General features: G+C 60.9%; 23 protein-coding genes. 12 read left to right on the top strand and 11 right to left on the bottom strand.

All coding sequences use genetic code 11. From position 1 onward, the window contains the following. Positions 1–58 precede the first annotated feature (58 nt). The 3 genes from ACQY1L_RS14595 (at position 59) to ACQY1L_RS14605 (ending at position 5,769) form a co-directional block, all read left to right on the top strand. Complete coding sequence (locus ACQY1L_RS14595; protein WP_430241430.1) at positions 59–3,685, top strand: hydantoinase B/oxoprolinase family protein; 3,627 nt, start codon at positions 59–61, stop codon at positions 3,683–3,685. Between the two features lie 19 nt (positions 3,686–3,704). Next, positions 3,705–4,913, top strand: a complete 1,209-nt coding sequence (locus ACQY1L_RS14600) for a TIGR03862 family flavoprotein (RefSeq protein ID WP_430241432.1) — start codon at positions 3,705–3,707, stop codon at positions 4,911–4,913. A 67-nt stretch (positions 4,914–4,980) separates the two neighbouring features. Continuing rightward, entirely contained in the window at positions 4,981–5,769 is a 789-nt protein-coding gene (locus ACQY1L_RS14605) for a YdcF family protein (RefSeq protein ID WP_430241434.1), read from the top strand. A gap of 18 nt (positions 5,770–5,787) precedes the next feature. Here the strand turns inward: ACQY1L_RS14605 and ACQY1L_RS14610 are convergent, their stop codons facing one another. Next, entirely contained in the window at positions 5,788–6,252 is a 465-nt protein-coding gene (locus tag ACQY1L_RS14610; protein WP_092664052.1) for a hypothetical protein, read from the bottom strand. Between the two features lie 121 nt (positions 6,253–6,373). Here ACQY1L_RS14610 and ACQY1L_RS14615 point away from each other — a divergent pair, with 121 nt between their 5' ends. Next, positions 6,374–7,027, top strand: coding sequence for a trimeric intracellular cation channel family protein (locus ACQY1L_RS14615; RefSeq protein WP_430241436.1), 654 nt, complete (start codon positions 6,374–6,376; stop codon positions 7,025–7,027). Here ACQY1L_RS14615 and irrA read toward each other — a convergent pair. Continuing rightward, on the bottom strand, positions 7,024–7,440 hold the full coding sequence (gene irrA / locus ACQY1L_RS14620; protein WP_192078008.1) for an iron response transcriptional regulator IrrA: 417 nt from the start codon (positions 7,438–7,440) through the stop codon (positions 7,024–7,026). The genes ACQY1L_RS14615 and irrA overlap by 4 nt on opposite strands. Positions 7,441–7,746: 306 nt before the next feature. Between irrA and fabA the strand changes: the two genes are divergently transcribed. Genes fabA through fabI form a run of 3 tightly spaced genes read left to right on the top strand, consistent with a single transcriptional unit; the run spans position 7,747 to position 10,343 of the window. Beyond that, positions 7,747–8,262 carry a 3-hydroxyacyl-[acyl-carrier-protein] dehydratase FabA gene (gene fabA / locus ACQY1L_RS14625; RefSeq protein WP_062454248.1) on the top strand — a complete coding sequence of 172 codons (516 nt, stop codon included), beginning with the start codon at positions 7,747–7,749 and terminating at the stop codon, positions 8,260–8,262. Between the two features lie 46 nt (positions 8,263–8,308). Continuing rightward, on the top strand, positions 8,309–9,532 hold the full coding sequence (gene fabB / locus ACQY1L_RS14630; protein WP_062454249.1) for a beta-ketoacyl-ACP synthase I: 1,224 nt from the start codon (positions 8,309–8,311) through the stop codon (positions 9,530–9,532). A 4-nt stretch (positions 9,533–9,536) separates the two neighbouring features. Then, on the top strand, positions 9,537–10,343 hold the full coding sequence (fabI, locus tag ACQY1L_RS14635; protein WP_192087731.1) for an enoyl-ACP reductase FabI: 807 nt from the start codon (positions 9,537–9,539) through the stop codon (positions 10,341–10,343). Between the two features lie 37 nt (positions 10,344–10,380). On the opposite strand, the gene ACQY1L_RS14640 is transcribed toward fabI, so the two are convergent. The 7 genes from ACQY1L_RS14640 to ACQY1L_RS14670 form a co-directional block, all read right to left on the bottom strand. Then, positions 10,381–11,028 (bottom strand): tetratricopeptide repeat protein, encoded by a 648-nt coding sequence (locus ACQY1L_RS14640; protein ID WP_062454251.1) that lies wholly within the window; start codon positions 11,026–11,028, stop codon positions 10,381–10,383. Between the two features lie 83 nt (positions 11,029–11,111). Further along, positions 11,112–12,119 carry a class I SAM-dependent methyltransferase gene (locus ACQY1L_RS14645; RefSeq protein ID WP_062454252.1) on the bottom strand — a complete coding sequence of 336 codons (1,008 nt, stop codon included), beginning with the start codon at positions 12,117–12,119 and terminating at the stop codon, positions 11,112–11,114. A 92-nt stretch (positions 12,120–12,211) separates the two neighbouring features. After that, on the bottom strand, positions 12,212–14,344 hold the full coding sequence (gene pnp / locus ACQY1L_RS14650) for a polyribonucleotide nucleotidyltransferase (RefSeq protein ID WP_430241440.1): 2,133 nt from the start codon (positions 14,342–14,344) through the stop codon (positions 12,212–12,214). 340 nt (positions 14,345–14,684) lie between these two features. Next, positions 14,685–14,954: a 30S ribosomal protein S15 gene (rpsO, locus tag ACQY1L_RS14655; protein WP_062454254.1), complete on the bottom strand. Its 270-nt coding sequence runs from the start codon at positions 14,952–14,954 to the stop codon at positions 14,685–14,687. 144 nt (positions 14,955–15,098) lie between these two features. Further along, positions 15,099–16,028 carry a tRNA pseudouridine(55) synthase TruB gene (truB, locus tag ACQY1L_RS14660; protein ID WP_430241442.1) on the bottom strand — a complete coding sequence of 310 codons (930 nt, stop codon included), beginning with the start codon at positions 16,026–16,028 and terminating at the stop codon, positions 15,099–15,101. 22 nt (positions 16,029–16,050) lie between these two features. Beyond that, positions 16,051–16,455 carry a 30S ribosome-binding factor RbfA gene (gene rbfA, locus ACQY1L_RS14665; RefSeq protein WP_430241444.1) on the bottom strand — a complete coding sequence of 135 codons (405 nt, stop codon included), beginning with the start codon at positions 16,453–16,455 and terminating at the stop codon, positions 16,051–16,053. Between the two features lie 170 nt (positions 16,456–16,625). Next, positions 16,626–18,314: a chemotaxis protein gene (locus tag ACQY1L_RS14670; protein ID WP_430241446.1), complete on the bottom strand. Its 1,689-nt coding sequence runs from the start codon at positions 18,312–18,314 to the stop codon at positions 16,626–16,628. 349 nt (positions 18,315–18,663) lie between these two features. Between ACQY1L_RS14670 and yghU the strand changes: the two genes are divergently transcribed. Next, entirely contained in the window at positions 18,664–19,563 is a 900-nt protein-coding gene (gene yghU / locus ACQY1L_RS14675) for a glutathione-dependent disulfide-bond oxidoreductase (RefSeq protein ID WP_113165738.1), read from the top strand. A 36-nt stretch (positions 19,564–19,599) separates the two neighbouring features. Then, positions 19,600–19,977 carry a hypothetical protein gene (locus ACQY1L_RS14680; RefSeq protein ID WP_113165737.1) on the top strand — a complete coding sequence of 126 codons (378 nt, stop codon included), beginning with the start codon at positions 19,600–19,602 and terminating at the stop codon, positions 19,975–19,977. Positions 19,978–20,037: 60 nt separating this feature from the next. Here the strand turns inward: ACQY1L_RS14680 and ACQY1L_RS14685 are convergent, their stop codons facing one another. Together ACQY1L_RS14685 and ACQY1L_RS14690 are read right to left on the bottom strand one after the other, a co-directional pair. Beyond that, positions 20,038–21,156, bottom strand: coding sequence for a mandelate racemase/muconate lactonizing enzyme family protein (locus ACQY1L_RS14685; protein WP_430241449.1), 1,119 nt, complete (start codon positions 21,154–21,156; stop codon positions 20,038–20,040). A gap of 29 nt (positions 21,157–21,185) precedes the next feature. Beyond that, positions 21,186–22,178, bottom strand: coding sequence for a GntR family transcriptional regulator (locus ACQY1L_RS14690; RefSeq protein WP_184654314.1), 993 nt, complete (start codon positions 22,176–22,178; stop codon positions 21,186–21,188). 110 nt (positions 22,179–22,288) lie between these two features. Between ACQY1L_RS14690 and ACQY1L_RS14695 the strand changes: the two genes are divergently transcribed. The 3 genes from ACQY1L_RS14695 to ACQY1L_RS14705 all read left to right on the top strand — a co-directional run bounded on the left by ACQY1L_RS14695 (position 22,289) and on the right by ACQY1L_RS14705 (position 25,203). Continuing rightward, the gene (locus ACQY1L_RS14695; protein WP_430241451.1) at positions 22,289–23,389 is read left to right on the top strand and encodes an Ldh family oxidoreductase; all 1,101 of its coding nucleotides are present in this window, start codon (positions 22,289–22,291) and stop codon (positions 23,387–23,389) included. A 63-nt stretch (positions 23,390–23,452) separates the two neighbouring features. Continuing rightward, positions 23,453–24,166 carry a FadR/GntR family transcriptional regulator gene (locus tag ACQY1L_RS14700; RefSeq protein WP_430241453.1) on the top strand — a complete coding sequence of 238 codons (714 nt, stop codon included), beginning with the start codon at positions 23,453–23,455 and terminating at the stop codon, positions 24,164–24,166. Positions 24,167–24,231: 65 nt separating this feature from the next. Continuing rightward, entirely contained in the window at positions 24,232–25,203 is a 972-nt protein-coding gene (locus ACQY1L_RS14705) for a sialic acid TRAP transporter substrate-binding protein SiaP (RefSeq protein WP_430241454.1), read from the top strand. Positions 25,204–25,234: the final 31 nt, after the last annotated feature.

Genomic DNA, 25,234 nt, shown 5'->3' on the forward strand with positions numbered 1-25,234 from the left:
TGACGTTTTATCGACGAAATGTTTTCGTTGGTCCAAATCGGGCATCAGGGGGCATTGTATGACGCAGGACAAGTGGGACTTCTGGATCGACCGCGGCGGCACATTTACCGATATCGTCGGGCGCAAGCCGGACGGTTCGCTGGTCGCCCACAAGGTCCTTTCGGAAAATCCCGAAGCCTATCGCGATGCCGCGGTGCAGGGCATTCGCGAGCTTTTGCAGGTGGAAGCCGGGCAGCCGATACCCGCCGAATTGGTCGGCGCCGTGAAGATGGGAACGACCGTCGCCACCAATGCGCTGCTGGAGCGCAAGGGCGAGCGGACGCTTCTCGTCACCACACGCGGCTTCAAAGATGCGCTGGCGATCGGTTATCAGGCCCGAACCGACATCTTTGCCAAGAAGATCGTGAAGCCCGAACTGCTCTACACGGCGGTCGTGGAAGTCGAAGAACGCGTGCGTGCCGACGGAGAAGTCGAGGCGGAGCCGGACGAGGCGACGGTGCGCGCGGACCTTCAGGCGCAGTTCGATGCGGGCTACCGTGCGATCGCTATCGTCTTCATGCATGCCTATCGTTATCCGGCTCATGAACAGCTCGTTGCAACGATCGCCCGCGAGATCGGCTTTGCTCAGGTCTCGGTCAGCCATGAGGTTTCGCCACTGATCAAGCTGGTCGGCCGCGGCGACACGACCGTCGTCGACGCCTATCTCTCACCGATCCTGCGCCGTTACGTCGATCAGGTGGCGAGCGAGCTTGGCACGGATGCGGAGACTGCCGGTTCTGAGGGACCGCAGCTGATGTTCATGCAGTCGTCTGGGGGCCTTACCGCGGCACGACTGTTTCAGGGCAAGGACGCAATCCTGTCAGGCCCGGCCGGCGGCGTCGTTGGCGCGGTCGAAACCTCGCGACTTGCCGGGTTCGACAGAATGGTCGGCTTCGACATGGGCGGCACGTCCACCGATGTTTCGCACTATGACGGAGAGCTTGAACGTTCGTTCGAGACCGAAGTCGCTGGCGTGCGGATGCGCGCGCCGATGATGTCGATCCACACGGTCGCGGCCGGCGGGGGCTCTATCCTGCATTTCGAAAACGGTCGGTTCCGCGTCGGCCCGGATTCCGCCGGCGCCAATCCCGGCCCGAAGGCCTATCGCCGCGGCGGACCGCTTACCGTCACCGATGCGAACGTGATGCTGGGCAAGCTTTCACCAGAACTCTTCCCTAGGATTTTCGGGCCAAACCGCGACGAGCCACTGGATGCCGGTGCCGTGCGGAAAGCCTTCGAGGAGATGGCGACGGTGGTCGGCGATGGCCGCACGCCGGAACAGGTGGCGGATGGTTTCCTTGCCATCGCGGTCGAGAACATGGCCAATGCCGTCAAGAAGATCAGCGTCCAGCGCGGTTACGATGTCACGCATTATGCGCTGACCTGTTTCGGCGGTGCCGGTGGTCAGCATGCCTGCCTGACGGCGGACGCGCTTGGCATCTCGACGGTTCTGATCCATCCGTTTTCCGGCATCCTCTCGGCTTACGGGATGGGTCTCGCCGATATCCGCGCTACCCGCCAGCGTACGGTCTCGCAGCCGCTTGCCGAAGCACTGGCATCGCTTGACCCGGTTCGCGACGAACTGTCGACAAGCGTGCTCGCCGAAATGGGTTCGCAGGGCGTGGCTCAAGCGCAGACCGAGGTTCTGCACCGCGCCCATCTTCGCTATCAGGGCACGGATACGACCCTCTCGGTCGCGGTGACAGATGCCGCCGAGATGACGGCCGCGTTCGAGACCGTCCACCGGAAACAGTTCGGCTTTATCTTCGAGAACCGCGAGATCATCTTCGAGGCCTACGAGGTCGAGGCGATCGGCGGCGGTGCCGATGCTTCGGAGCCTGAGTTTGCGCTGGACGACGCGGCCCCAACAGCTGCAGAGCACACGAAGTTCTTCTCCACCGGCGCATGGCGCGACGCGCCTGTCTATCGTCGTGCCGACATCGGGCCCGGCGCGCGCGCCAGCGGTCCCTGCCTGATCGTCGAGCCGCACCAGACGATCGTGATCGAGGATGGCTGGGCATTCGAAGTGACCCGGCTCAACCACGTGGTCCTGAAGCGTATCGTCACGCTCTCGCGTGCCAAGGCTGTCGGCACCCAGGCCGATCCGGTTCTGCTCGAGGTCTTCAACAACCTGTTCATGTCGATTGCCGAGCAGATGGGCGTGACGCTGCAGAACACGGCGTCCTCCGTCAACATCAAGGAACGACTGGATTTCTCCTGCGCCGTGTTCGACGAGAACGGCGCTCTGGTCGCCAATGCACCGCATATGCCGGTTCATCTCGGATCGATGGACCGCTCCGTTGAAAGCATTATTGCGCAGAACCAGGGCAAGATCTGTCCCGGTGACGTGTTTGCGTTGAACGCGCCCTACAATGGCGGAACGCATCTGCCCGATATTACCGTGGTGACACCGGTGTTCGATGACGCGGGTGAGAAGATCCTGTTCTACGTCGCCTCGCGCGGTCACCATGCCGATGTCGGCGGCACAGCGCCGGGCTCGATGACACCGCTGGCGACGACCGTCGACGAAGAAGGCGTCCTGTTCGACAACGTGCTTCTGGTCGATCGCGGCCGGTTTGACGAGGCGGGCATCACCAACCTGCTGTCCGACCATCCCTACCCTGCCCGCAACGTTGCACAGAACGTCGCGGACATGAGGGCGCAGATCGCGGCCAATGAAAAGGGCGTCTACGAAATGCGCCGGATGATCGCGCAGTTCGGGCTAGATGTCGTGCAGGCCTATATGGGCCACGTGCAGGACAATGCGGAGGAAAGCGTTCGCCGCGTGCTGGAAAAACTTGGTGACGCGGAGTTTTCCTACGCGACAGACCAGGGCAGCACGATCAAGGTCAAGATCACCATCGACAGGCAAAAGCGCGAGGCGACGGTCGATTTTACCGGCACCAGCGAGCAGAAGAAGAACAATTTCAACGCGCCCGAACCGGTGACGCGCGCGGCGGTTCTTTACGTGTTCCGCGTGATGGTGGAGAGCTCAATCCCGATGAATGCCGGGTGCCTGAAGCCTATCCGCATCATCGTGCCTGATGGTTCGATGCTCAAGCCGCAATATCCGGCAGCGGTCGTTGCCGGAAATGTCGAGACGTCGCAGCACGTGACGAATGCTCTGTTCGGCGCGCTGGGTGCGATCGCAGCAAGCCAAGGCACGATGAACAACCTGACCTTCGGCAACGCCACCTACCAGTATTACGAGACGCTGTGCTCCGGTTCGCCGGCCGGCCGGTTCAACGACGGCAGCGGCTTTGCCGGCACCGACGCTGTCCATGTGCACATGACCAACTCGCGTCTCACCGATCCGGAAATCCTGGAGACGCGCTATCCGGTGCTGCTCGAAGATTTCCACATCCGCGACAATTCCGGCGGGCAGGGGCAGTTTGCGGCAGGCGACGGCACGAAGCGGACGATCCGGTTTCTCGAAACGATGGATTGCGCCATCCTCTCCTCGCATCGGACGCTCCACCCGCACGGCCTTGACGGCGGCGGAGAGGGAGAGCTTGGCATCACCACCGTGCGCAGGCTCGACGGCTCGATCGAGACACTTCCGGGCTGCGCCCAGACGGTGATCGAGGCGGGCGAAGCGGTGACCGTGACCACGCCGACGGCCGGGGGCTATGGCAAAACGTTGTAATCTGCCGTAACCGGAGATCATGACCAAACAGGTTGCGATCATAGGCGGCGGGCCGGCAGGACTGATGGCGGCGGAGCATCTTTCCGCTGCCGGATTTTCGGTGACAGTTTACGAGGCCATGCCGACCTTCGGGCGGAAGTTTCTGCTGGCGGGAAAATCCGGGCTCAATATCACCCATGCGGAGGATTTTGCCTGGTTTGCCGGTCGCTTCGGCTCGTCTTCGTCGCGGATGCGACCGGCGCTTGACGCGTTCACACCATCGGATGTTCGCGCCTGGGCACAGGAACTCGGAACGGAGACATTTGTGGGGACGTCCGGCCGGGTTTTCCCGGTCGCCATGAAGGCATCGCCACTCTTGCGCGCCTGGCTTTCCCGATTGGACAAGCAGGGAGTCGTGCTGAAGACGCGACATCGCTGGACGGGTTTCGAAGGCGGCGGTTACAGGTTTGGAACGCCCAACGGCGAACTCCTCATACGCCCGGATGCCGTCATTCTGGCGCTTGGGGGCGCGAGCTGGCCACGGCTCGGTTCGGATGCGGCATGGGTACCGTGGCTGAAGGCCGAGGGGATTGCGATATCGGAGTTCCAGGCGGCCAATTGCGGGTTCGACGTCGCCTGGAGCGACATGTTCGTCGAGCGTTTTGCCGGCGCGCCGCTCAAATCCGTCTCGACGCGCTCGGATGCGGGCACCTATCAGGGCGAGTTCGTGATCTCGAAACACGGGATCGAAGGCAGCCTTGTCTATGCGCATTCCACAGTCCTGCGTGAGTTGATCAACAGGGATGGCCAGGCGGTGCTTGATGTCGACCTGATGCCGGGCCGAAGCGTCGAGCGTCTCGTGCGCGATCTCTCGCGGCAGGATGTCAAAGCGAGCTTTTCCAACCGGTTGCGCAAGGGTGCAGGCCTCGACGGCGTCAAGGCTGCCCTGCTGCGCGAACTGATACCGGATGTGAACCGGATGCCGCCGGAGGATCTGGCACGGGCGATCAAGGCGCTGTCGATCCTGCTGCTGCGCCCTCGCCCGATTGCGGAAGCGATCTCCTCGGCCGGTGGCATCGCCTGGGACGAGCTCGATGGCGGCTTCATGCTGGCGCGGCGTCCAGGTCTGTTCGCAGCCGGCGAGATGCTGGACTGGGAAGCGCCGACCGGTGGCTATCTTCTGACCGCCTGCTTTGCCACGGGCCTTGCTGCGGCGCGCGGCGTTGAAGCCTATCTCAAGACAGAGTGACCGTTGCCGCGTTCACCATCGGCCCGCGACAGGATAGACTGGCCGGGACTCAAACAGACGACGGTCCATGTTTTTCATTTCCAAGCTGATCTGGCTGCTCGCACAGCCGCTTTCCATCGCCTTCCTGCTTTCGGCCCTTGCCGCTCTCTTCGGACTTTTCGGCCTTCGGAAGCTTTCCGGCATGTCGGCACTTCTGAGTGCGCTCACCCTGTTCGTCACGCTCTATACGACGGCGGGCGCATTGGCGCTGCAGTCTCTCGAGGCTCGCTACGCCAAGCCGGCAACAGATCCTGCAGACCTCTCCTGCATGATCATTCTCGGCGGTGCATTCGAGAGCGAGGTGACGGCGGCGCGGGGTGGCATCGAATTCAACCAGGCGGCGGACCGCTTTATCGAAGCGGGTCGGCTGGCGCTGCAATTTCCGCAATCGCGCATCCTGATTTCCGGCGGCGACGGGTCGTTCAGCGGCGTCTATGAAGGCGAAGCGCAGGCCTCCGAACGCTTCTTCACAGCCTTCGGCATAGCGCCGGACCGGGTAGTGAAGGAAAACAGGTCGCGCACCACCTACGAGAATACGCAGAATACGGCCGACATCCTGAAACAGCAGGGTTTCAGCGATTGCGCGCTGATCACCTCGGCCTTCCACATGCCCCGTTCCGTCGCCCTGTTTCAGAAGGCGGGCATTCAGGCTCGCCCGTGGCCGACCGACTTTCGCACCAGCGGCATCGTAGCCGCCAAGCTCGATTTTACCCAGCCGGCGCTCAATGCGCAGCTGACGGCGACGGCTGCACGGGAGTGGATGGCCGTTCTCGGCTATAGGTTCGCGGGCCGTATCGACAGCATCAAGGCGCCCTGATCCCTAAAGGGGCCGTGATTACTGTTTCGAGATCGTCACGAAACGGCCGCCGCGGACGCGGACCCGCATGACGCAGGGCGCGGCATCGGTGCGCTCGCAGAACCGCGGATGCATCTGCAGCATGAACACCATGTTGCCGAAATACTGGACGAAATCGTAGCCGTAGATCTGGGCGGTGGCGATCATGATATAGCCGCCCTCCTTCGCCTGGACGTAGAAGTTCTGCGGGCAGCCATCTGCATTGCATTTGGGGCCGCGAACGCCGTCGCACGTCAGGTCGCTGTGATCGGTGACGACGTCCGTTATGCCATCATTGTTGATGTCGAAACGTTTGACGAAGCCCGGACCGAACTCGACTTTTCCGCAGGTTTTCTGGAAATGGCTCTTTTCCGTGACTTCCGGATCGCTGAACAGTTTCTGCTGGGCTGACGCGAAGGTCGGCAGCAGGACGAGAGCGACCAGAAGTATCAAGACCTTATTCACCGCACCTACCCATATTCTCAAATCATCTTTTCATGACATCATCGGACCTGACCGGAGATGCCGTTGCCGTCGTTAGCGTGATCATCTAGAGCAATGCACTTGCGCGACGCTGGAGAATGGAATGTCCCTGCTGATGATCCTCGATTATGCCGGCATCGCGGTGTTTGCCGCAACCGGTGCGCTTGCGGCATCAAGAAAGGAGCTCGATCTCATCGGGTTTCTGTTCTTTGCAGCCGTGACCGGGCTCGGCGGCGGCACGGTGCGTGACATCATTCTTGGCCGGACCCCGGTCTTCTGGGTTCTCGACCCGACCTATATCCTGATCTGCGTCGTCACCGGGGTCGTGGTCTATCTGACCGCGCACCGGGTTGAGTGGCGATATCGCCTGTTGATCTGGCTCGATGCGGTGGGCCTTGCTGCCTATAGCGTGCTTGGCGCGGCAAAAGGACTGGCCGCCACCGGGTCGCCGACGATCGCCATCATTACCGGCGCGCTGACAGCGGCATTCGGCGGGATCCTGCGCGATCTTCTCGTCAACGAGCCGTCAGTCCTGTTGCGCTCGGAAATCTACATCACGGCCTCTATTGCCGGCGCTGCCGCGTTCACGGCGGCACAGGCACTCGGCTTTCCGCAGTATGTCAGTTCAGGCGTCGGTGTGCTGGTCGCCTTTGCATTGCGGGGCGGCGCAATCCATTACGGCTGGACGCTGCCACGCTACAAGTCGCGGCCGGGGCGGCCGGCAGATGAGGCAATCAAGGGCAGGACCAAAGATTAGGCGCGCTTTTCGCGCAGCCGGATGATGACGTCGACATGGGCGATTTCCATGCCCTCGGGCGCATCCGGGAGATTGCCGATTTCCAGATTGCTGATCGGGATATCCAAAACCTCGTTGCGCCCTTCGACAAAGAAGTGATGGTGATCGGAAATATTGGTGTCGAAATAGGTGCGTGCGCTCTCAACCGCGAGAACGCGGATGAGGCCTGCCTCGGTAAACTGGTGGAGGGTATTATAGACGGTTGCGAGCGAGACCGGCACGCCGGCTTCTGTGGCTTCCGCGTGCAGTTCCTCGACCGTCAGATGCCGATCACCCTTTGCAAACAACAGATCCGCCAACGCGACGCGCTGCCTCGTCGGTCGAAGGCCGCAATGGCGCAATCTAATCTCGATGTTCGGCATGGCATCCGCCATATGTGCTTCGGCTCCAACCGTTTCGTCACACGGGATCTAATCTGATTTCCGATATAACTTTTAAGATGAATTCTTTCAATAGTGTCCCTTAGCACGTCCTTCCGCGGTCGGCAAAAACGCTAATTTTCGGTGTTTTACCACTGGTTTGCGCTCTCCGCTTCCTATATGCGGACCTGAATGCGATGCTTCCGCAGCTGCAGTCTTCCCCAGACAGCACCTGTGTTGTCATGGCAAGACTTCAATTTCGGCCCATATTGCTCTAAAGCTTGGGAAACAAAAGCTTCAAACGGGGGGAAACGGAAATTCATGTCCACCAGACAGTCCAGCTTCAGCTACGAAGAAATCCTCTCTTGCGCCCACGGTGATCTGTTTGGTCCCGGCAATGCGCAGCTGCCGTTGCCGCCCATGCTGATGGTCCACCGGATCACGGAGATCTCGGAAACCGGCGGCGCCTTCGACAAGGGTTACATCCGCGCTGAATACGACGTGCGTCCGGACGACTGGTATTTCCCCTGCCATTTCGAAGGCAACCCGATCATGCCGGGCTGCCTTGGCCTTGACGGCATGTGGCAGCTGACCGGCTTCTTCCTGGGCTGGCTGGGTGAACCCGGCCGCGGCATGGCGCTTTCGACCGGCGAAGTGAAGTTCAAGGGCATGATCCGCCCGGACACCAAGCTTCTGGAATATGGCATCGACTTCAAGCGCGTCATGAGGGGTCGCCTCGTGCTGGGCACCGCCGACGGCTGGCTGAAGGCCGATGGCGAGACCATCTATCAGGCGACGGACCTCCGCGTGGGTCTGTCCAAGGAAAAGACCGCCTGAACTGCTTGAAAAGCGCAGCTGTCGAAAACAACAAAGGTTTGATGAAATGAGACGGGTAGTTGTCACTGGGCTCGGTATCGTGTCCTCGATCGGTAACGACGCAGCCGAAGTCACCGAGTCCCTGCGGCAGGCAAAGTCCGGTATTTCTTTCTCGCCGGATTTCGCCGAGCACGGCTTCAAGTGCCAGGTCTGGGGCAAGCCCAACATCGATACGACGGAACTCGTCGATCGCCGCGCCATGCGCTTCCTCTCCCAGGGCGGAGCGTGGAACCATGTGGCGATGAAGCAGGCGCTGGCCGATTCCGGACTTGAGGAAAAGGATTACAGCGAGAACGAGCGCACCGGCATCATCATGGGTTCGGGCGGTCCTTCCACCCGCACCCTGATCGAAGCGGCCGAGACGACGATCAAGAACAACAGCCCGAAGCGGATCGGTCCGTTTGCCGTGCCGAAGGCGATGTCTTCGACGGCGTCGGCAACGCTTGCGACCTGGTTCAAGATCCACGGCGTCAACTACTCGATCTCGTCGGCCTGCTCGACGTCTGCGCACTGCATCGGCAATGCCGCGGAGATGATCCAGTGGGGCAAGCAGGACGTGATGTTTGCCGGCGGCCACGAGGATCTCGACTGGACCATGTCGAACCTGTTCGACGCGATGGGCGCCATGTCCTCCAAGTACAACGACCAGCCTGCAACGGCTTCGCGCGCTTATGACGCCGACCGCGACGGTTTCGTCATCGCCGGTGGTGCAGGCGTTCTCGTGCTTGAAGAACTGGAGCATGCCAAGGCCCGCGGCGCCAAGATCTATGCGGAACTCACCGGCTACGGCGCCACATCCGATGGCTACGACATGGTCGCACCATCTGGCGAAGGCGCCATCCGCTGCATGCGTCAGGCGCTTGCCAACGTGGAAGGCGAGGTCGACTACATCAACACCCACGGCACCTCGACACCGGTTGGCGATTCCAAGGAAATTGGCGCCATCCGCGAAGTGTTCAAGGACAAGATCCCGCACATCCAGTCGACCAAGTCTCTGACCGGCCACTCGCTCGGCGGTGCCGGCGTGCAGGAATCCATCTACGGCCTGCTGATGATGCAGGAACGCTTTATCGGTGAAAGCGCGCACATCCAGACGCTCGATCCGGAATTCGACGGCGTGCCGATCGTTCGCAAGCGTATCGACAATGCCAAGATCGACACTGTGCTCTCCAACTCCTTCGGCTTCGGCGGCACCAACGCTACGCTCGTCTTCCAGCGTCATAACGGATAATTTGATGTCCGGGATCATGCAGGGCAAGCGCGGCCTGATCATGGGCGTTGCCAACAACCACTCGATCGCCTGGGGAATTGCCAAGGCGGTCGCGGCACAGGGTGCGGAAGTTGCCTTCACCTATCAGGGTGAGGCGCTGGGCAAGCGGGTCAGACCGCTTGCCGCCGAACTCGGCTCAGATTTCGTGGTTCCCTGCGACGTCGAAGATATCGCGTCGGTCGACGCAACGTTTGACGCGCTGCGCGAACGCTGGGGCACGATCGACTTTCTCGTTCATGCCATCGGCTTCTCCGACAAGAACGAGCTGAAGGGCCTCTACGCCGACACGACGCGGGAGAATTTCTCGCGCACGATGGTGATCTCCTGCTTTTCCTTCACGGAAATCGCCAAGCGCGCCGCAGCCCTGATGCCGGATGGCGGCTCTATGCTGACGCTGACCTATAACGGTTCACAGCGCGTCATTCCGAACTACAACGTGATGGGCGTTGCCAAGGCAGCGCTTGAAGCCTCGGTGCGGTATCTGGCCGCCGATTTCGGCCCGAACGACATCCGCGTCAACACGATCTCCGCCGGCCCCGTGCGCACGCTTGCCGGCGCCGGGATTTCCGATGCACGGGCGATCTACGCCTGGAACCAGCAGAACGCGCCGTTGCGCCGCACTGCCACGATCGAGGACATCGGCGGATCGGCACTCTATCTGCTGTCGGATCTCTCCCGCGGTGTGACCGGCGAAGTGCATTACGTCGATGCCGGATACAGCATCACCTCACTGCCAAGCCTCGACAGACTGCGCAAGTCCGACGCTCAGTAGCATCCGACGCGTGCGATCCCTGGGACGGCGGGCACTTTCAATTTGAGTTCAATTCCCGGACCGCGTCGGCATTGCCGGCACTCGCTGACTGCTTGAGCAGTTCTTTGGAGCGACGTGGATCGCTCGACCGGATCAACTGCGCCAGCTTCAGCTGCGCCCAGTGATCGTGCGTGAAAGGCAGGCTCTTTTCGAAATAACTTTGCGCAAGGGCGAGGTTCTTTGCGACCCCCTCCCCGTCCATCAACATGAAGGCCAGCATATGATGGGCCCACAGGTTGCCTTTGCTGGCGGAGCGCTCGTACCATTCGACAGCCCGTGATGGATCAGCCCGCAGGCTCAAGCCCTTCTGATAGAACCAGCCGACCTTCAGCTCCGCATGCATGTCGCCAGCGTCGGCGGACTGGCGATACCAGCGGAGCGCTTCCGGAAGATCGAGTGGGACACCTGAGCCTATCTCATAAGCTTCACCGAGCTTGTAGGCTGCCGCAGCGTTGCCGTTCTTGGCCGCGAGCCGGAAGTAATGCGCGGCAATGCGAAGGTCATCCGGCCCTTTGACCTTGTATTTGCGATAGGTTTCCGCGGTGTTGAACCATTCCCAGGTCAAGCGAACACTGGCGCGCGGCTCTTCGGCGCTCGCCGTTTCAGTGGCGATCAAGAGCAGAAGTGCTGAAACAACGCCTTTCATACAAAAACCCCGACCGCTCCAACGCAACTTCAGTGTGCATTCGAGCTGTCGGGGCGGGCAATCCTAGATTTTGAGGGGTGAAGCTACTTCTTCGCCCAGAGGATCTTGAAGCGGGCGTTGCGGCAGGTTTCGCCGTATTCCCGGAACGCTTCCTCGAGCACCGGCTCGTATTGCATGCCGCGATTGGCGACCAGCATCAGCCTGCCGCCGCTTCTGAGCGCGCCTGCCGCCGTGCGGATCATCGTCTTGCCCAGTTCCGGATCCGCAGCCTGCGTCTCATGGAAGGGCGGGTTCATGATGACGAGGTCGTATTTTTCCTTTGGCGGCTCGGTTCCCAGATCCTGCCAGAAGAAGCGGGCTTCGAGATCCGGGCAATTGTGCGCAACGTTCTGCTTTGCAAATTCCAGCGCCCGGTGATCGGCCTCGAACAGGTCGATACGGTTCACGCGGGGCGAACGCTCGGCGAGCATCACCGAAAGATAACCCCAGCCGGCACCGAAATCAGCGGCATTGCCGTCGAAATCCGTCGGGAAGCGGCTTACCAGAAGTTCGGAGCCCGGATCGATGCGGTCGTGCGAGAACATGCCGGGAGCGGCCTGGAATCGACCGTCGACCGTCACAGCTGTCTTTTTCAGTGCCTGGATCGCGCCAGACGCATCCTCCGGCCGGCCGAACCAGATGGCAACGCCGTGATACTTCGGCGCGTAGTCCAGCGTGATGCCGAGCTTCAGCAGCATCGTGCGAATGGGTGCGATACCGTCTTCCTTGCCACCGGCAACGACGATCAGGCCACCGACCTTCACCCGCGCAAGTGCTTCGGCAATGCGGTTTTCGTTTTCGCCGCGATGCTTGCCGCACAGGACAAGCGCACCGTCGTAATCCTCGCCCTCGGGCTCGGGAAACGCGTTGTCGCGCAGGCTGCGGAACAGTGGGCGGAACGGCTGGATGGCCGTGATCTCGGCATCAAACCCGTCAGGCAGGGCATTGCCCGCTTCCGCACCCAGAAACAGTATGCGCTCACCCTCGCCGGGCGTTTGGATCGCGTCGGTGGCGAAGGGATGAAAAAGGGTCTTCAGGGCTTCTCGGGTCATGATCGGATCTCGGGCGGTCGTGTCGTCGGTGAAAACAAAAAAGGCGCGGAAGTTATTCCTTCCGCGCCTCGATCTCTCGATAGGTCGAGGGCTTATTCGGCAGCTTCGCCGTCAGCCTTCTTGACTTCCTGGCCGGTGGCCTGGTCGACGGCCTTCATCGACAGGCGAACCTTGCCGCGCTCGTCGAAGCCCATCAGCTTGACCCAGACCTTCTGGCCTTCCTTGACCACGTCCTGGGTCTTGGCAACACGGTCGGAAGCGAGCTGGCTGATATGGACCAGACCGTCGCGGGCGCCGAAGAAGTTGACGAAGGCGCCGAAGTCGGCGGTCTTCACAACGGTACCTTCGTAGATGGTGCCGACTTCCGGTTCAGCAACGATCGAATGGATCCACTTGCGGGCCGCTTCGATTTCCTTGCCGGAGGCGGAGGCAATCTTGACCGTGCCGTCGTCTTCGATGTTGATCTTGGCGCCGGTCTTTTCGACGATTTCGCGGATGACCTTGCCGCCCGAACCGATGACTTCACGGATCTTGTCGACCGGGATGTTCATCACTTCGATGCGCGGTGCGAATTCGCCGAGTTCCGAGCGACCTTCGGTGATGGCGTTGGCCATTTCGGTGAGGATGTGCTTGCGGCCACCCTGTGCCTGGCCGAGCGCGACCTTCATGATCTCTTCGGTGATGCCGGCGATCTTGATGTCCATCTGCAGCGAGGTGATGCCGTCGACAGTACCTGCAACCTTGAAGTCCATGTCGCCGAGATGATCTTCGTCACCGAGGATGTCGGAGAGAACGGCAAAGCGTTCGCCTTCGAGGATCAGGCCCATAGCGATACCGGCAACAGGCTTTGCGAGCGGGACGCCAGCGTCCATCAGAGCAAGCGATGTGCCGCAGACGGTTGCCATCGAGGACGAGCCGTTCGACTCGGTGATCTCGGAGACGACGCGCAGCGTGTACGGGAACTGTTCAGCCGTTGGCAGCATCGGACGGATCGCGCGCCATGCGAGCTTGCCGTGGCCGATTTCGCGACGTCCTGGGGAACCCATGCGGCCGGTTTCACCAACCGAGTAGGGAGGGAAGTTGTAATGCAGAAGGAAGCGTTCCTTGTACATGCCGGTCAGGCTATCGACATACTGTTCGTCTTCGCCGGTGCCGAGCGTCGCGACAACGATCGCCTGGGTTTCGCCGCGTGTGAACAGGGCCGAACCGTGGGTGCGCGGCAGGATGCCGACTTCAGACACGATCTTGCGAACGGTCTCGAGATCACGGCCGTCGATGCGGCTCTTGGTGTCGAGGATGTTCCAGCGAACGATCTTCGCCTGCAGGTGCTTGAAGGTCGCGCCGATGACTTCGGCCGGGTACTTCGGCTCTACGCCTTCCGGGAAGAAGTGTGCCTTGACCTTCGCCTTGACGGCGTCGACGGCAGCATAGCGTTCAGCCTTCTGGGTGTTCTTGTAGGCGGTGCGCAGTTCGGCTTCGAAATGCTGCAGCATTTCGGCTTCGAGCGCGGAATGATCTTCCGGCTGGAAATCGCGGGGCTCCTTGGCGGCAACTTCAGCGAGCTTGATGATCGCGTCGATAACCGGCTGGAAGCCCTTGTGGCCGAACATGACGGCGCCGAGCATGATCTCTTCGTTGAGTTCCTTGGCTTCCGACTCGACCATCAGGACGGCGTCCTGGGTGCCGGCAACGACGAGGTCGAGGGTCGACTCGTCCATCTCGTCGAGATGCGGGTTCAGAACGTATTCGCCGTTGATGTAGCCGACGCGTGCGCCGCCAACCGGGCCCATGAAGGGAACGCCAGAGATCGTCAAGGCAGCGGATGCTGCAACCATCGACAAGACGTCCGGATCGTTTTCAAGGTCGTGCTGGATGACGGTAACGACGACCTGGGTCTCGTTCTTGTAGCCTTCCGGGAAAAGCGGGCGGATCGGACGGTCGATCAGGCGGGAAACCAGCGTTTCCTTTTCCGACGGGCGACCTTCGCGCTTGAAATAGCCGCCCGGGATCTTGCCGGCGGCATAGGTCTTTTCCTGGTAGTTTACGGTCAGCGGGAAGAAGTCCTGGCCGGGCTTGGCCGACTTGGCCGAAACAACGGTGGCGAGAACGACGGTTTCGCCGTAGGTGGCGAGAACCGCGCCGTCAGCCTGGCGGGCGATCTTGCCCGTTTCAAGCTTCAGCGGGCGGCCTGCCCATTCGATTTCGACGGAGTGGGTATTGAACATATGGTGTCCTTTAATGCGGGAGCACGCGCAGTGCCGTAGCCGGCGCAGTGCATAGTCGACCGCAATCGATGTGACAGATCACGGGCAAGACAACGGGAGGCTTCGGGTCGGCGACTTCGGTGGTCGACGTCTGATCAGGGTCTTTGAGTGATCCCTGGTCGAAAGCATCCGGCAATCCTGCCCCATGACAGGTCAACGGTTTGGTTTTTGCAGATCCGGCCCATCCGGGTCTGCGGGCATTCTTGCGGCGCGAGATAAAGCGCATCGCAAACATTGCATCGGACGCTTGGCCCGAATGAGAAACCGGCAGGCGCCCGATTGAGCGCCCGCCGGAAATTTTTTAGCGGCGAATGCCCAGAGCAGCAATCAACTTGCTGTAACGGGATTCGTCTTTCTTCTTGACGTAGTCGAGAAGCGAACGACGTGTGGAAACCATGGTCAGAAGGCCACGACGGGAGTGGTTGTCCTTCTTGTGGCCCTTGAAGTGTTCGGTCAGATTGTTGATCCGCTCGGTGAGGATCGCAACCTGGACTTCCGGCGAACCGGTGTCGCCTTCAACGGTTGCGTATTCCTTGATGAGTTCGGCCTTGCGCTCTGCAGTGATCGACATCGTGTTATCCTTTCGAATATGAGGATTATGGGTCGCCTAAGGCCGGGATGTCGTCCAGTCTTGGCCGTGAAACGCAAAACAGGCAGAAAAGCCTGCTTTTGCTGGCGGTGCCTATAGACCATTCAAGGAGAGAATGGAAGAGGCTCAGCCAAACACCCGCTTGGGACGGAACTCTCCCTGGCCGATCTCGCCGATGGCAAGCAGCTTACCGCGCACGGTCGCATAGGCTTCCGCTTCGTCAGCCGGTGCATCGCGGCCGCGCAGGATAATCGGATTGCCCATCTTGATGCGGTGGGCCTGATCGTCTGTGACAGGCAGATGCGGCAGGCTGGAAAGCGCTTCAGACGTGTTGATCATGAAGGCATCAAGGGCTGCAAGCCGTTCGTCGCGATCCTCGATCTTTTCCAGGGCCACGAGTTCGGCCAGCGGCACCATGCGGTCTTCGGCAAAGGGCGCAACGAAGGTGCGGCGCAGTTCCGAGATATGACCGTAGCAGCCCAGATCGCGGCCGAAGTCACGGGCGAGCGCCCGAACATAGGTGCCCTTGCCGCATTCCACTTCGAAATGCGCCTTGTCTGCCGTTACGCCGAGCAGCGTCAGGCGGAAGATCTGGACCTCGCGCGACGGGATCTCGACAATTTCGCCGTCGCGGGCGAGGTCATAGGCCCGTTCGCCGGCAATCTTGATGGCGGAAAACTGTGGCGGGATCTGATGGATCGTGCCGGTGTAGTTGGGCAGAAGTGCGCGGATCTGTTCTTCGCTCGGACGGCTGTCGGACGATGCGGTAACGGCGCCTTCGAGGTCGTCGGTCGACCGTTCCTCGCCCCAGGTAACGGCGAATTCGTAGATCTTCCGCCCATCCATGACATAGGGCACGGTCTTCGTCGCATCGCCGAGCGCAATCGGCAGCATGCCTGACGCAAGCGGATCCAGCGTGCCGGCATGGCCGCATTTCTGGGCATTGAACAGCCACTTGATCTTGGACACGGCTTCGGTCGAGCCGAAATCGATCGGCTTGTCGAGAATAAGCCAGCCGGAAACCGGCCGGCCCTTTGGTTTGCGGGGTTTGGACATCAATACTTCTTGATTGTTATTTCTAGTCTTTGTTTTCGTCGCTATTCAGGTCGCGCTGGACCTCGGGAGACCGGAGCAGCTCGTCGATCTTCTTGTAGTTGTCGAAGCTGGTATCATCGCGGAAGCGCACTTCCGGCATGTATTTCATCGATCGGAGCTGGCCGGCTATGCGACCACGGATGTACTTGGCATGCCGGTTGAGCGCTGCGATCACGCCGTCATGGTCGGCGACGCCGAGGGGGGTCACATAGGCCGTCGCAACCTTCAGATCGGTCGACATGCGTACTTCCGAAACGGAAATCACGGTTTTCTCGAGTAGGTCGTCGCGCACTTCGCCGCGCTGCAGGACCTGGGTGATGGCGGCGCGAACCTGTTCGCCAACACGAAGCATGCGCTGGGACGGCGCCGAGGATGTGGGCTTGGTCATGTTGTTTCTTTCGTATAACGCCGCCGGGGCTCGTCCCGATGGGGCGCTTCGTCAAATGAAGGCGGTCACATGACAAAGGCCCGGCGAAAGGTCAAGGTCCAGCGGGTATTTAATCGGTCTGACTTGGAGGCCGTCGATGCCGATGACACCTGAAAACAGCGTGTCGTCACTCAGGCAACCGAGACGAGGGACGTTTCGCCAAGGGGTGTGGTTCCCATGATCTTCGCGTGCAGTTCGCGTTCCAAACCCATTGTGTAAAGGGCGGAAATGCGAGCCCCGAGTTCGATGAGGGCAGGCTCGATGGCGGCCAGTGGCCGGGCGCTTGCGAAGGCTTCGCCCTCTTCCACGCAGGCCCGCAAAACCTCACCAAGCTCAACCTTGAAATCAAGCCGAGCAAGCGAGGCATCGATTTCGCCGACGGCGGATCGGCTGTGTTCGCCAAGCAGCGACATTTCGGTCCCCATGCGATCGCCGACAACGCGGATATTGGCGAGTGCCTGTTCGAGCCGAAGATCGAGCGAGCCGCCGATATCTTCGCAGGCGTTGAGCTTTTGCGCAGATTCTTCCAGCATTCTGAGATGAACGAGGATCTTGTCGGCGGCACCATCCAGTTCGCCCGCGTAATTGCGCAGTTCGGCGGCAACCACGTTGATCGCCTTGCCCTGATCTCCGATCCTGCCGCAGCGCAGATTGGTATTGAGGGCCATGTAGTGAATATCGGTGCGGACCAGTTGCACGACGCCGATGCTGGTGACGAGCTCGCTTACGGTCTGGCCGGTCGACCGGCTGAGTTCCGTCGCCTCGCCGGCAACGGCTTCGATCTGGCGAACCGCTTCGCGCGCAACGCCGACGCCGGTGTCGAGCTGGCGCATGGCGGCGGCGCCGCCCTGGCCTTCTGCCATCGTTTCCCGGATTGCATCGATCTTCTGGAGATCTGAACGGAAACTCGCCACGCTTGCGACGATCTTTGCCGTGTCACGCTCGAAATGATCGATGGACTGCCTGAGCTGATGGGAGACAAGCCTCCGGATGACAGCGGACAGGTTGTCGCGCTGAGGACCGGTCAGCGGCGTAGCGTCCGGTGAGGCCAGAAAATCGTCGAGGAGCGTGAGCGTTGACTGACAATGCTCGATCCTCTGGCGGGTTGTGTCGCCGATCTGCATGGCAGACAGCGTCGAGGCGAGCTTGGTCTGGATGCCGCGCGCGATTGCCCGGACGCTTGCAGCCTGTTCGATCATCGATCTGCGATTGAAGGCAATCGCCTCACCACCGTTCGACAGTCCCGCTGCGATCTGCGGGATGGCATCCTCGTAGGAGCTTACAATCCTCTTCCCTCTTGTGATCAGGGAACCCAGTCCCTGGCCGAGATACTGGACCTTGTCCGAGAAATCATTGACCTGACGGGTGCCGTCCTGAATCCTTTGCAGGATTTCCTCGGCAAATCCTGCAAAGTCGGCAATTCCGGCGCCGGTGATCTTTGCAGTAACTGCAAAGGTGCGCAGATAGCGCAGGGTTTCCTGCATGTCCTCGGCATGGCCCTTCAGCTGCCCCTGGGCGTCGGAAATGAGGGTGAACTGGACCTGTCGGCCTTTCTCGTTTTCGCTCAGCTGCGAAAGCCGCGCGACCGTCTGGGTGAGCTCGAACAGGGATGCGTTCGCCGTTTCTTCGTCGAGCGAGCTCACTGCCTGATCGAGCGAGGCGACCAAGCGGTTGAGAACGTCGAGAATGGAAAGAAGCGCTCGTCCGCCTTCGGTGAAGCGTTCCTCAAGGCGCGAACGGGCAGCGTCCAGCCGCGCGGCAAACGTCGAGGCGTCTGCGGAAACACCCTCTTCTATCGATACGACCGCTCTGACTGCCATGTTCACCACCTTTTCCAGCTTCGCCGCAACGTTGAGTTCGTCGCTGGAAAAACCGTTCGCCCTGTTTGTTGTGGGACACGTCTCCGCCTGAAGCAGGCACGGGTGTCCTCGAATAGCTGGACAGTGCCGGTGCAACGGTTAACTGAACAAGAACCGACCGCGGAGTTGCGTGTACGTGGTTAACCATTGCCGCTCGTTCGGAACACCACGGGGCAGCATAGAGAGATCCTGACCAGCACCAAAAAACGCGATACGATGGCGCTATAAAACGGGAAATCTCTTCTCGTTTTTCCTATATCGCAGGCATCGTTCGTATTTTAAGAGCAATTTTTCAGGAAGGACCGCCCTGATGACCGAGAAAACTCCTGCCGACAATTTTCCTGCCGGCTACGAGCCGCCGAAGATCTGGACCTGGGAAAAGGGCAATGGCGGCCAGTTCGCCAGTATCAACCGCCCGATCGCCGGCCCGACGCAGGACAAGGAACTGCCGGTCGGAAAGCATCCGCTGCAGCTCTATTCGCTGGGCACGCCAAACGGCGTCAAGGTGACGATCATGCTGGAAGAGCTTCTGGCAGCCGGTCACACACAGGCCGAATACGACGCCTGGATGATCAATATCGGCAAGGGCGATCAGTTCGGATCCGGCTTTGTCGACATCAATCCGAACTCAAAGATCCCCGCACTTTGCGACCACGCGCCAAAGGATGGCGGCAAGCCGCTGCGCGTGTTCGAATCGGCCTCGATCCTCGTCTATCTGGCGGAGAAGTTCGGCGCCTTCCTGCCGACCGATCTGCGCATCCGCACGGAAACGATGAACTGGCTGTTCTGGCAGATGGGCTCGGCACCGTTTCTCGGCGGTGGGTTCGGGCATTTCTATGCCTATGCGCCGATCAAGATCAAATACGCGATCGATCGCTATGCGATGGAGACGAAACGCCAGCTCGACGTGCTCGACCGGCATCTTGCCGACAACCGTTATATGGCGGGCGACGAGTATACGATTGCGGACATGGCGATCTTCCCCTGGTACGGCACGCTGGCGCTCGGCCAGGTTTACGGCGATGCAGGTGATTTTCTCGAGGTAAAGAGCTATGAGAACCTGCAGCGCTGGACGGCGGAGGTTTTCGCACGGCCTGGCGTCAAGCGCGGCCGCATGGTCAACCGGACTTCCGGCGAGCCATCCGAGCAGCTGCATGAGCGCCACGACGCTTCGGATTTCGATACGAAGACACAAGACAAGATCGGCTAAAAGCCGGTCAGCCGCATAGGACTTGAGGATACGAACATGGCAAACCTGCCTGAAATGACAAAACACCGAGGCTTTCCGGGCGGGATGCCAAGCACGGGGGTGCAGTTCACCATCCGCCGGGCCAATCCGAAAGGCGTGACGCCGATCAAGGCGCTGCCGCGCAGGGCACGTCCCGGCACGAAAGAGCACAAGATCGACGGGGCCTTTCTGCATGCGCTATGGCATCACTTTGGCACCGAACCCTTCGAGCGCGGCAATCTCGATGCTGCGCGTCTGAGCCTTCTGTTCGGGCGCGAAGTGCTGCCTGCCGACAAGACGTTCGACCCGCTTTCCTATGAGGCGATGCTTATCATCAACGAAAAGCTGGCGCGGCAGAACTTTCCGGAATCGTTCGAGAATATCTTCGAGATCTGACGGCGTTTGTCGACGTTGTAGAGAAGGCCGCTGGCGAACGTCGCCGGCGGCCTTTCGCATTCAGCTGAGGCTCTTGCCGTATCGCTCGAAGCTTTCCTTCAGCACCGTCGTGCTGGCGCCTGGCTGCTGCGGCCGGCGGTAAATGCCGCCATCGACATTGGACGGTTCCTCGAAGTGATCCTTGATCCAAGGAATGTATTCAAGGATCGTCGAGGCGGGATGCCAGTAGCTGAGATGGACGTGAACCTGGCTCATCTCCCCTGCATGCGGCACGACCGGCAGCCGGTGGGCCAGTGCCAGATCCGCAACCTGGATATATTCGGTGACGCCACCAAGGCGCGTGACGTCAGGCTGAACATAGGACACGGCACCGGCTGCGATAAACGCCCGGAAAGCATCGACGGTATAGAGCTGCTCGCCGAGCGCGATCGGGATCGTGCTGCTTCTCGCAAGCGCCGCGTGGCCGGCGATATCGTCGTACCAGAGCGGCTCCTCGAACCAGTAGATGTCGAGATCGCGGGCCCGCTCGCAAAACCGCTGGCAGGTCGGGAGATCCCACTTGCCATTGCCATCGATGGCGATCCGGACGTCTGCACCCAGCCGCTTGCGCACCGCTTCCAGCCGGCGCACATCGATATTGGGATCGTCATGGCCGACCTTGAGCTTGATCCGGGTGAAGCCTTCCTCCTCCACGGCGCGCGCCGACCCGGCCAGCAGGTCCTCCAGCGAAAACGACAGCCAGCCGATATCGGTATTATACGCCTCGAGACGATCGGTTCTTGCCCCGCCGAGCAGGCTCCAGAGCGGCACACCGGCCTTCTTCGCCTTGAGGTCCCAGAGCGCCACGTCGACGGCAGCGAGTGCCAGATGAGTGATCCCGGCGCGGCCGACCCATTGCAGGGACGGATAGCGTGCCAGCTTGGTCCATAGACGCTGATGTTCGTTGGCATCCTCGCCGATCAGCAGCGGCGCGTAGCAATCCCTTATACAGGACGTGATCAGCCGGTCGGAGGCGATATGGGCATGGGTGCCGGTAAAGCCGTATCCCTTCAACCCGTCGGTGGTTTCGATCACGGTGCCGACGACACCCCAATGGGTGATGCTGTGGGTGCTGTCGGAAATCGAGTCCGAGGTCAGCGGCAGATGCAGGATGAATGGCTGTACGGATTTGATCTTCATTCTTGGGCTCCTCCTCCCGGTGGTAGACATCAGTCTGTTTTGACGTGCCCCTGCCGCTCCAGATAAGGCAGGTCAGGCAGGGCGATGTTTCGCGATGCGGCAGCCCCAATGCGGGCGATTGCGCGGTCGCGTGAGATCCGCAAATGCCTCTCCAGCGCATCGCATGCGGCGCCGATATCGCCGGAAGCGAGCGGCGAAAGCACGTCCAGATGCTCCAGCAGGAATGGCTCGCCGTCATAGCCGGTGGTCTTCGGCTGATAGAGAAAATGGTGGGCGACCAGGATCGCCTGCGGCAGGCTGATCGCCTGCATCAGCGCGCGGTTGTCGCAATATCCGAGAAGCTCCGAATGCAGCTGATGTTCGACGCGGTCGAGCATGTCGCCGGTAACGGTCTCGGCGGCGGCGATTGCCTGCTCGACGAACTCGATGCATCCGGTCACGTAGCCATCGGGCAAATGCGGAAATGCCTGCGCGAGTGCCAGCGGTTCCAGCACCCAGCGCAGCTCGTAGAGCTGGCCGATATGGACAGGCGTCAGGCCCGGCGCCAGCCAGCGGCCGGCATCGTCCTTCAGCACCACGCCGCGTTGCTGCAGCCTGGCCATCACGTCCCGCGCAACGGTTCGGCTGACGCCGTGGGCTGCGGCAAGCGCTGCTTCGTTGATGCGCCAGCTGGCGAGCGAGGTGCGGGAAACGATCTCGATCTCGATCTGGCGGTAGATCAGTTCCCAGCTCGACAGGAAATGGATCTTCTCGTCGGAGCCCGCAGGATGGCTCGACGGGGCGGCGGGCGCGGTGCCGCTTTCCGAGGACAGGATCTGGTATCCCCTGCCAGGGACGCGCTGCATCAGGCCTCGCAGTTCAAGCTCGCCCAAGGCATGGCGCGCTGGCGCCCGGCTGATGCCGAAGCGGTCGGCAAGGCTGGTTTCGGTCAGATACGCGCCGGCAGACAGCGCACCGGAGGCGATCTCGGATGCCAGTATCTCGCATACGCGTTGATGAAGCCTCGGGGACGGGCCAGCCATTCGGCTCTCCAGGACATGAAACGCAATCGATCGAAATCGCCGTGCATGGATTGCATCTTCCAAATCGGATGTCTAGTGTAGACAAAAGACATTGTGGAGGATGTCCTGACATGCCGACTGGGAATGACAGAGCGTGCGTTTCGCTTGTGGAGCTCGATCGCTTCTGCCGCGAGGTCCTTCTGGCTTGCGGCGCCGACGCTGCGACGGCAGACGCTGCAACGCGGGCGATGATGCATGGAACCCGCCATGGCGTGGACAGTCACGGCGTGCGTCTTCTCGACCATTATGTGACCGCGCTTGAAGGCGGTCGCCTCAACAAGGCGCCGAAGCTTAAACCCGTCGGCGGTTTCGGAGCGGTGGAGACGCTGGACGCGGATCACGCGCATGGCGCACTTGCGACCTATACGGCGATGGACCGCGCAATCGCGCTCGCGCGTCAGTTCGGCATCGGCGCTGTGGCGATCCGCAACAGTTCGCATTTCGGCCCGGCCGGCGCCTATGCGCTGGAGGCGGCCCGCCAGGGCGTGATTGGCTTCACCTTTTGCAATTCCGACAGTTTCGTGCGCCTGCATGAGGGCGCATCGCGCTTCCACGGCACCAACCCGATCGCCGTCGGCGTGCCGGTGGAAGGGCAAGATCCGTGGTTGCTGGACATGGCAACCAGCGCCATTCCCTATAACCGCGTGCTGCTCTACCGCAGCATGGGCACGACCCTGCCGCAGTCGGTCGCGTCAGATGTTTCGGGCATCGACACGCTCGATGCGAACAAGGCCGACATGCTGGCGCCGCTCGGCGCCGAATTTGGCTTCAAGGGCGCGGGTCTTGCCGGGCTTGCGGAAATCCTCAGCGCTGTCGTGACCGGCATGAGCCTGAGTTTCGACCTCGCCCCGATGGGCGGTCCCGATTTTTCGACGCCGCGTGGTCTCGGAGCCTTTGTCTTTGCGATCCTGCCGGAGGCGTTCGGCGATCGGGAGACGTTCGATGCGGGCATGACACGCTATTTGGACGCGTTGCGAAGTTCTCCGGCCCGTGCCGACTGCCGCGTCATGGCGCCAGGCGACCGGGAATGGGTGGTTGCGGCGGATCGAGAAGCATCCGGCGTCACGCTCGATCCGGCGACACACGCCGCTTTCGAAGTACTTGCGGGTCGCTACGGGGCGCAACTGCCGGTTTTGGAGATGCCGGCACAGTCACAGGTTGATGGCACTTGACTTCCCAAAATTGGTAAGACAATCTGACCGCATTGCGCGTCGGGAGGATGCGTGGAGGACACCATGTTCGTCGCCCTTGAGCCGCGCCGCCTTTACAGGCAGGCCGCGGAACAGCTTCGTACGCTGATCGAAGCCGGAGAAGTCCGGCCAGGTGAGCGGCTGCCGGCCGAGCGTGAGCTTGCCGAGCGCCTTGGCGTGTCCCGCCCCACCATTCGCGAAGCCCTGATCGTGCTCGAAGTCGAGGGTCTGATCCAGATCCGGATGGGATCCGGCGTCTATGTGCGCGCCAGATCAAACCGGCAGCCGGAAATTCTTGCCGCCGATGACAGCGATGGTCCTTTTGAAATCCTGCAGGCGCGCTGCCTGATCGAGAGCGCTATTGCCGAGGAGGCAGCCCGCAAGGCGGACAGCGAGAGCATCGCCAAGCTCAATTCGATCCTTGCGGAGATGGAGGGTTCGCTCGACGATTCGCACCAGGCGCTGGCGCTGGACCGGGCGTTTCATACAACGATTGCGGACATGATCGGCAATTCGGCGCTCAACCGCTTTACCGGCCTGATCTACGACAAGCGGCTGTCGCCGTATTTCACCAAGCTGGCCAGCTATTTCGAAGGCCCGCACACCTGGAAGGCAGCACTCGAAGAACACAAGATCATTCGCGACGCGCTTGCTGCGGGCAACCCCGCCGATGCGCGCGAGGCCATGCGGCAGCATTTGACGCTGTCGCAGAAGAGATTCTCGGAAAGCTTCGGAGAGGAGCCGACGAGGAACGACTGATACGACCGCGAGGAGGCGGCGGATCGAGACGATAGTTTGAGATTTCAATTCGGGAGGAGAAAGTTATGTTGAAGTTTAACACTATTTTAGGTGCCGCCGCCGTCGTCATGGCGTCGGCAATCGGCGCACAGGCGCAGACAGCGCTCAAGTGGGCGCATGTCTATGAGACCTCGGAGCCGTTCCATACGGAATCCGTATGGGCTGCAGGCGAAATCGCCAAGCGGACCGAAGGTCGCTACAAGATCGACGTCTTCCCCGCGTCGCAGCTCGGCAAGGAAGCCGACATCAACCAAGGTCTGAAGCTCGGAACGGTCGACATGATCATTTCCGGCTCCAGCTTCGCGGCCCGCGATTACAAGCCGATCGGCGTGACCTACTTCCCGTACATCTTTCGCGATCCGGCGCACCTGATCGCCTATGTGAAGAGCGACGTCTTCAAGCGTCTCTCCAAGGGCTATGAAGACAAGACCGGCAACGTCATCACCGCGGTCAGCTATTACGGCACGCGCCATACGACATCCAACAAGCCGATCGAAAAATGCGCCGACCTCAAGGGCGTCAAGATGCGCGTTCCGGACGTTCCGGCATACCTTGCCATGCCACGGGCCTGCGGCGCCAACACCACGCCGATCGCCTTTGCGGAAGTCTATCTCGCCTTGCAGAACGGCACGGTCGACGCCCAGGAAAATCCGCTGACCACGATCGAGGCGAAGAAGTTCTTTGAAGTCCAGAAGAACATCGTTCTGTCCGGTCACATCGTCGACCATCTCAACACGGTCATTTCCAAGAGCCGCTGGGCAAGCCTGTCGGACGCAGACAAGAAGATCTTCACGGAAGTGACGCAGGAAGCTGCAACCCGCACCACCAAGATCATCGAGGAACGCGAAAAGGCGCTCGTCGAGGACTTCAAGAAGCGCGGCCTCAACGTTGTTGAAGTCGACAAGGCCGACTTCGAAAAGACGGTGCTCGAGAAGGTGACCTTCGAAGAGTTCGGCTACGCGAAATCCGATTGGGAAGCCATCCGCGCCATCAAGTAACGCGGATCACGCCAACGTTCGCGCGGCTCGC

Source organism: Neorhizobium sp. DAR64862/K0K3 (assembly GCF_050500185.1).
Lineage (GTDB): Bacteria > Pseudomonadota > Alphaproteobacteria > Rhizobiales > Rhizobiaceae > Neorhizobium > Neorhizobium soli.

Bases quoted from the DNA above. Each gene is read 5' to 3' on its own strand.
- ACQY1L_RS14595 (WP_430241430.1), top strand. From the start codon at position 59: ATGACGCAGGACAAGTGGGACTTCTGGATCGACCGCGGCGGCACATTT.
- ACQY1L_RS14600 (WP_430241432.1), top strand. From the start codon at position 3,705: ATGACCAAACAGGTTGCGATCATAGGCGGCGGGCCGGCAGGACTGATG.
- ACQY1L_RS14605 (WP_430241434.1), top strand. From the start codon at position 4,981: ATGTTTTTCATTTCCAAGCTGATCTGGCTGCTCGCACAGCCGCTTTCC.
- ACQY1L_RS14615 (WP_430241436.1), top strand. From the start codon at position 6,374: ATGTCCCTGCTGATGATCCTCGATTATGCCGGCATCGCGGTGTTTGCC.
- irrA (WP_192078008.1), bottom strand. From the start codon at position 7,440: ATGGCGGATGCCATGCCGAACATCGAGATTAGATTGCGCCATTGCGGC.
- fabA (WP_062454248.1), top strand. From the start codon at position 7,747: ATGTCCACCAGACAGTCCAGCTTCAGCTACGAAGAAATCCTCTCTTGC.
- fabB (WP_062454249.1), top strand. From the start codon at position 8,309: ATGAGACGGGTAGTTGTCACTGGGCTCGGTATCGTGTCCTCGATCGGT.
- fabI (WP_192087731.1), top strand. From the start codon at position 9,537: ATGTCCGGGATCATGCAGGGCAAGCGCGGCCTGATCATGGGCGTTGCC.
- ACQY1L_RS14640 (WP_062454251.1), bottom strand. From the start codon at position 11,028: ATGAAAGGCGTTGTTTCAGCACTTCTGCTCTTGATCGCCACTGAAACG.
- ACQY1L_RS14645 (WP_062454252.1), bottom strand. From the start codon at position 12,119: ATGACCCGAGAAGCCCTGAAGACCCTTTTTCATCCCTTCGCCACCGAC.
- pnp (WP_430241440.1), bottom strand. From the start codon at position 14,344: ATGTTCAATACCCACTCCGTCGAAATCGAATGGGCAGGCCGCCCGCTG.
- rpsO (WP_062454254.1), bottom strand. From the start codon at position 14,954: ATGTCGATCACTGCAGAGCGCAAGGCCGAACTCATCAAGGAATACGCA.
- truB (WP_430241442.1), bottom strand. From the start codon at position 16,028: ATGTCCAAACCCCGCAAACCAAAGGGCCGGCCGGTTTCCGGCTGGCTT.
- rbfA (WP_430241444.1), bottom strand. From the start codon at position 16,455: ATGACCAAGCCCACATCCTCGGCGCCGTCCCAGCGCATGCTTCGTGTT.
- ACQY1L_RS14670 (WP_430241446.1), bottom strand. From the start codon at position 18,314: ATGGCAGTCAGAGCGGTCGTATCGATAGAAGAGGGTGTTTCCGCAGAC.
- yghU (WP_113165738.1), top strand. From the start codon at position 18,664: ATGACCGAGAAAACTCCTGCCGACAATTTTCCTGCCGGCTACGAGCCG.
- ACQY1L_RS14680 (WP_113165737.1), top strand. From the start codon at position 19,600: ATGGCAAACCTGCCTGAAATGACAAAACACCGAGGCTTTCCGGGCGGG.
- ACQY1L_RS14685 (WP_430241449.1), bottom strand. From the start codon at position 21,156: ATGAAGATCAAATCCGTACAGCCATTCATCCTGCATCTGCCGCTGACC.
- ACQY1L_RS14690 (WP_184654314.1), bottom strand. From the start codon at position 22,178: ATGGCTGGCCCGTCCCCGAGGCTTCATCAACGCGTATGCGAGATACTG.
- ACQY1L_RS14695 (WP_430241451.1), top strand. From the start codon at position 22,289: ATGCCGACTGGGAATGACAGAGCGTGCGTTTCGCTTGTGGAGCTCGAT.
- ACQY1L_RS14700 (WP_430241453.1), top strand. From the start codon at position 23,453: ATGTTCGTCGCCCTTGAGCCGCGCCGCCTTTACAGGCAGGCCGCGGAA.
- ACQY1L_RS14705 (WP_430241454.1), top strand. From the start codon at position 24,232: ATGTTGAAGTTTAACACTATTTTAGGTGCCGCCGCCGTCGTCATGGCG.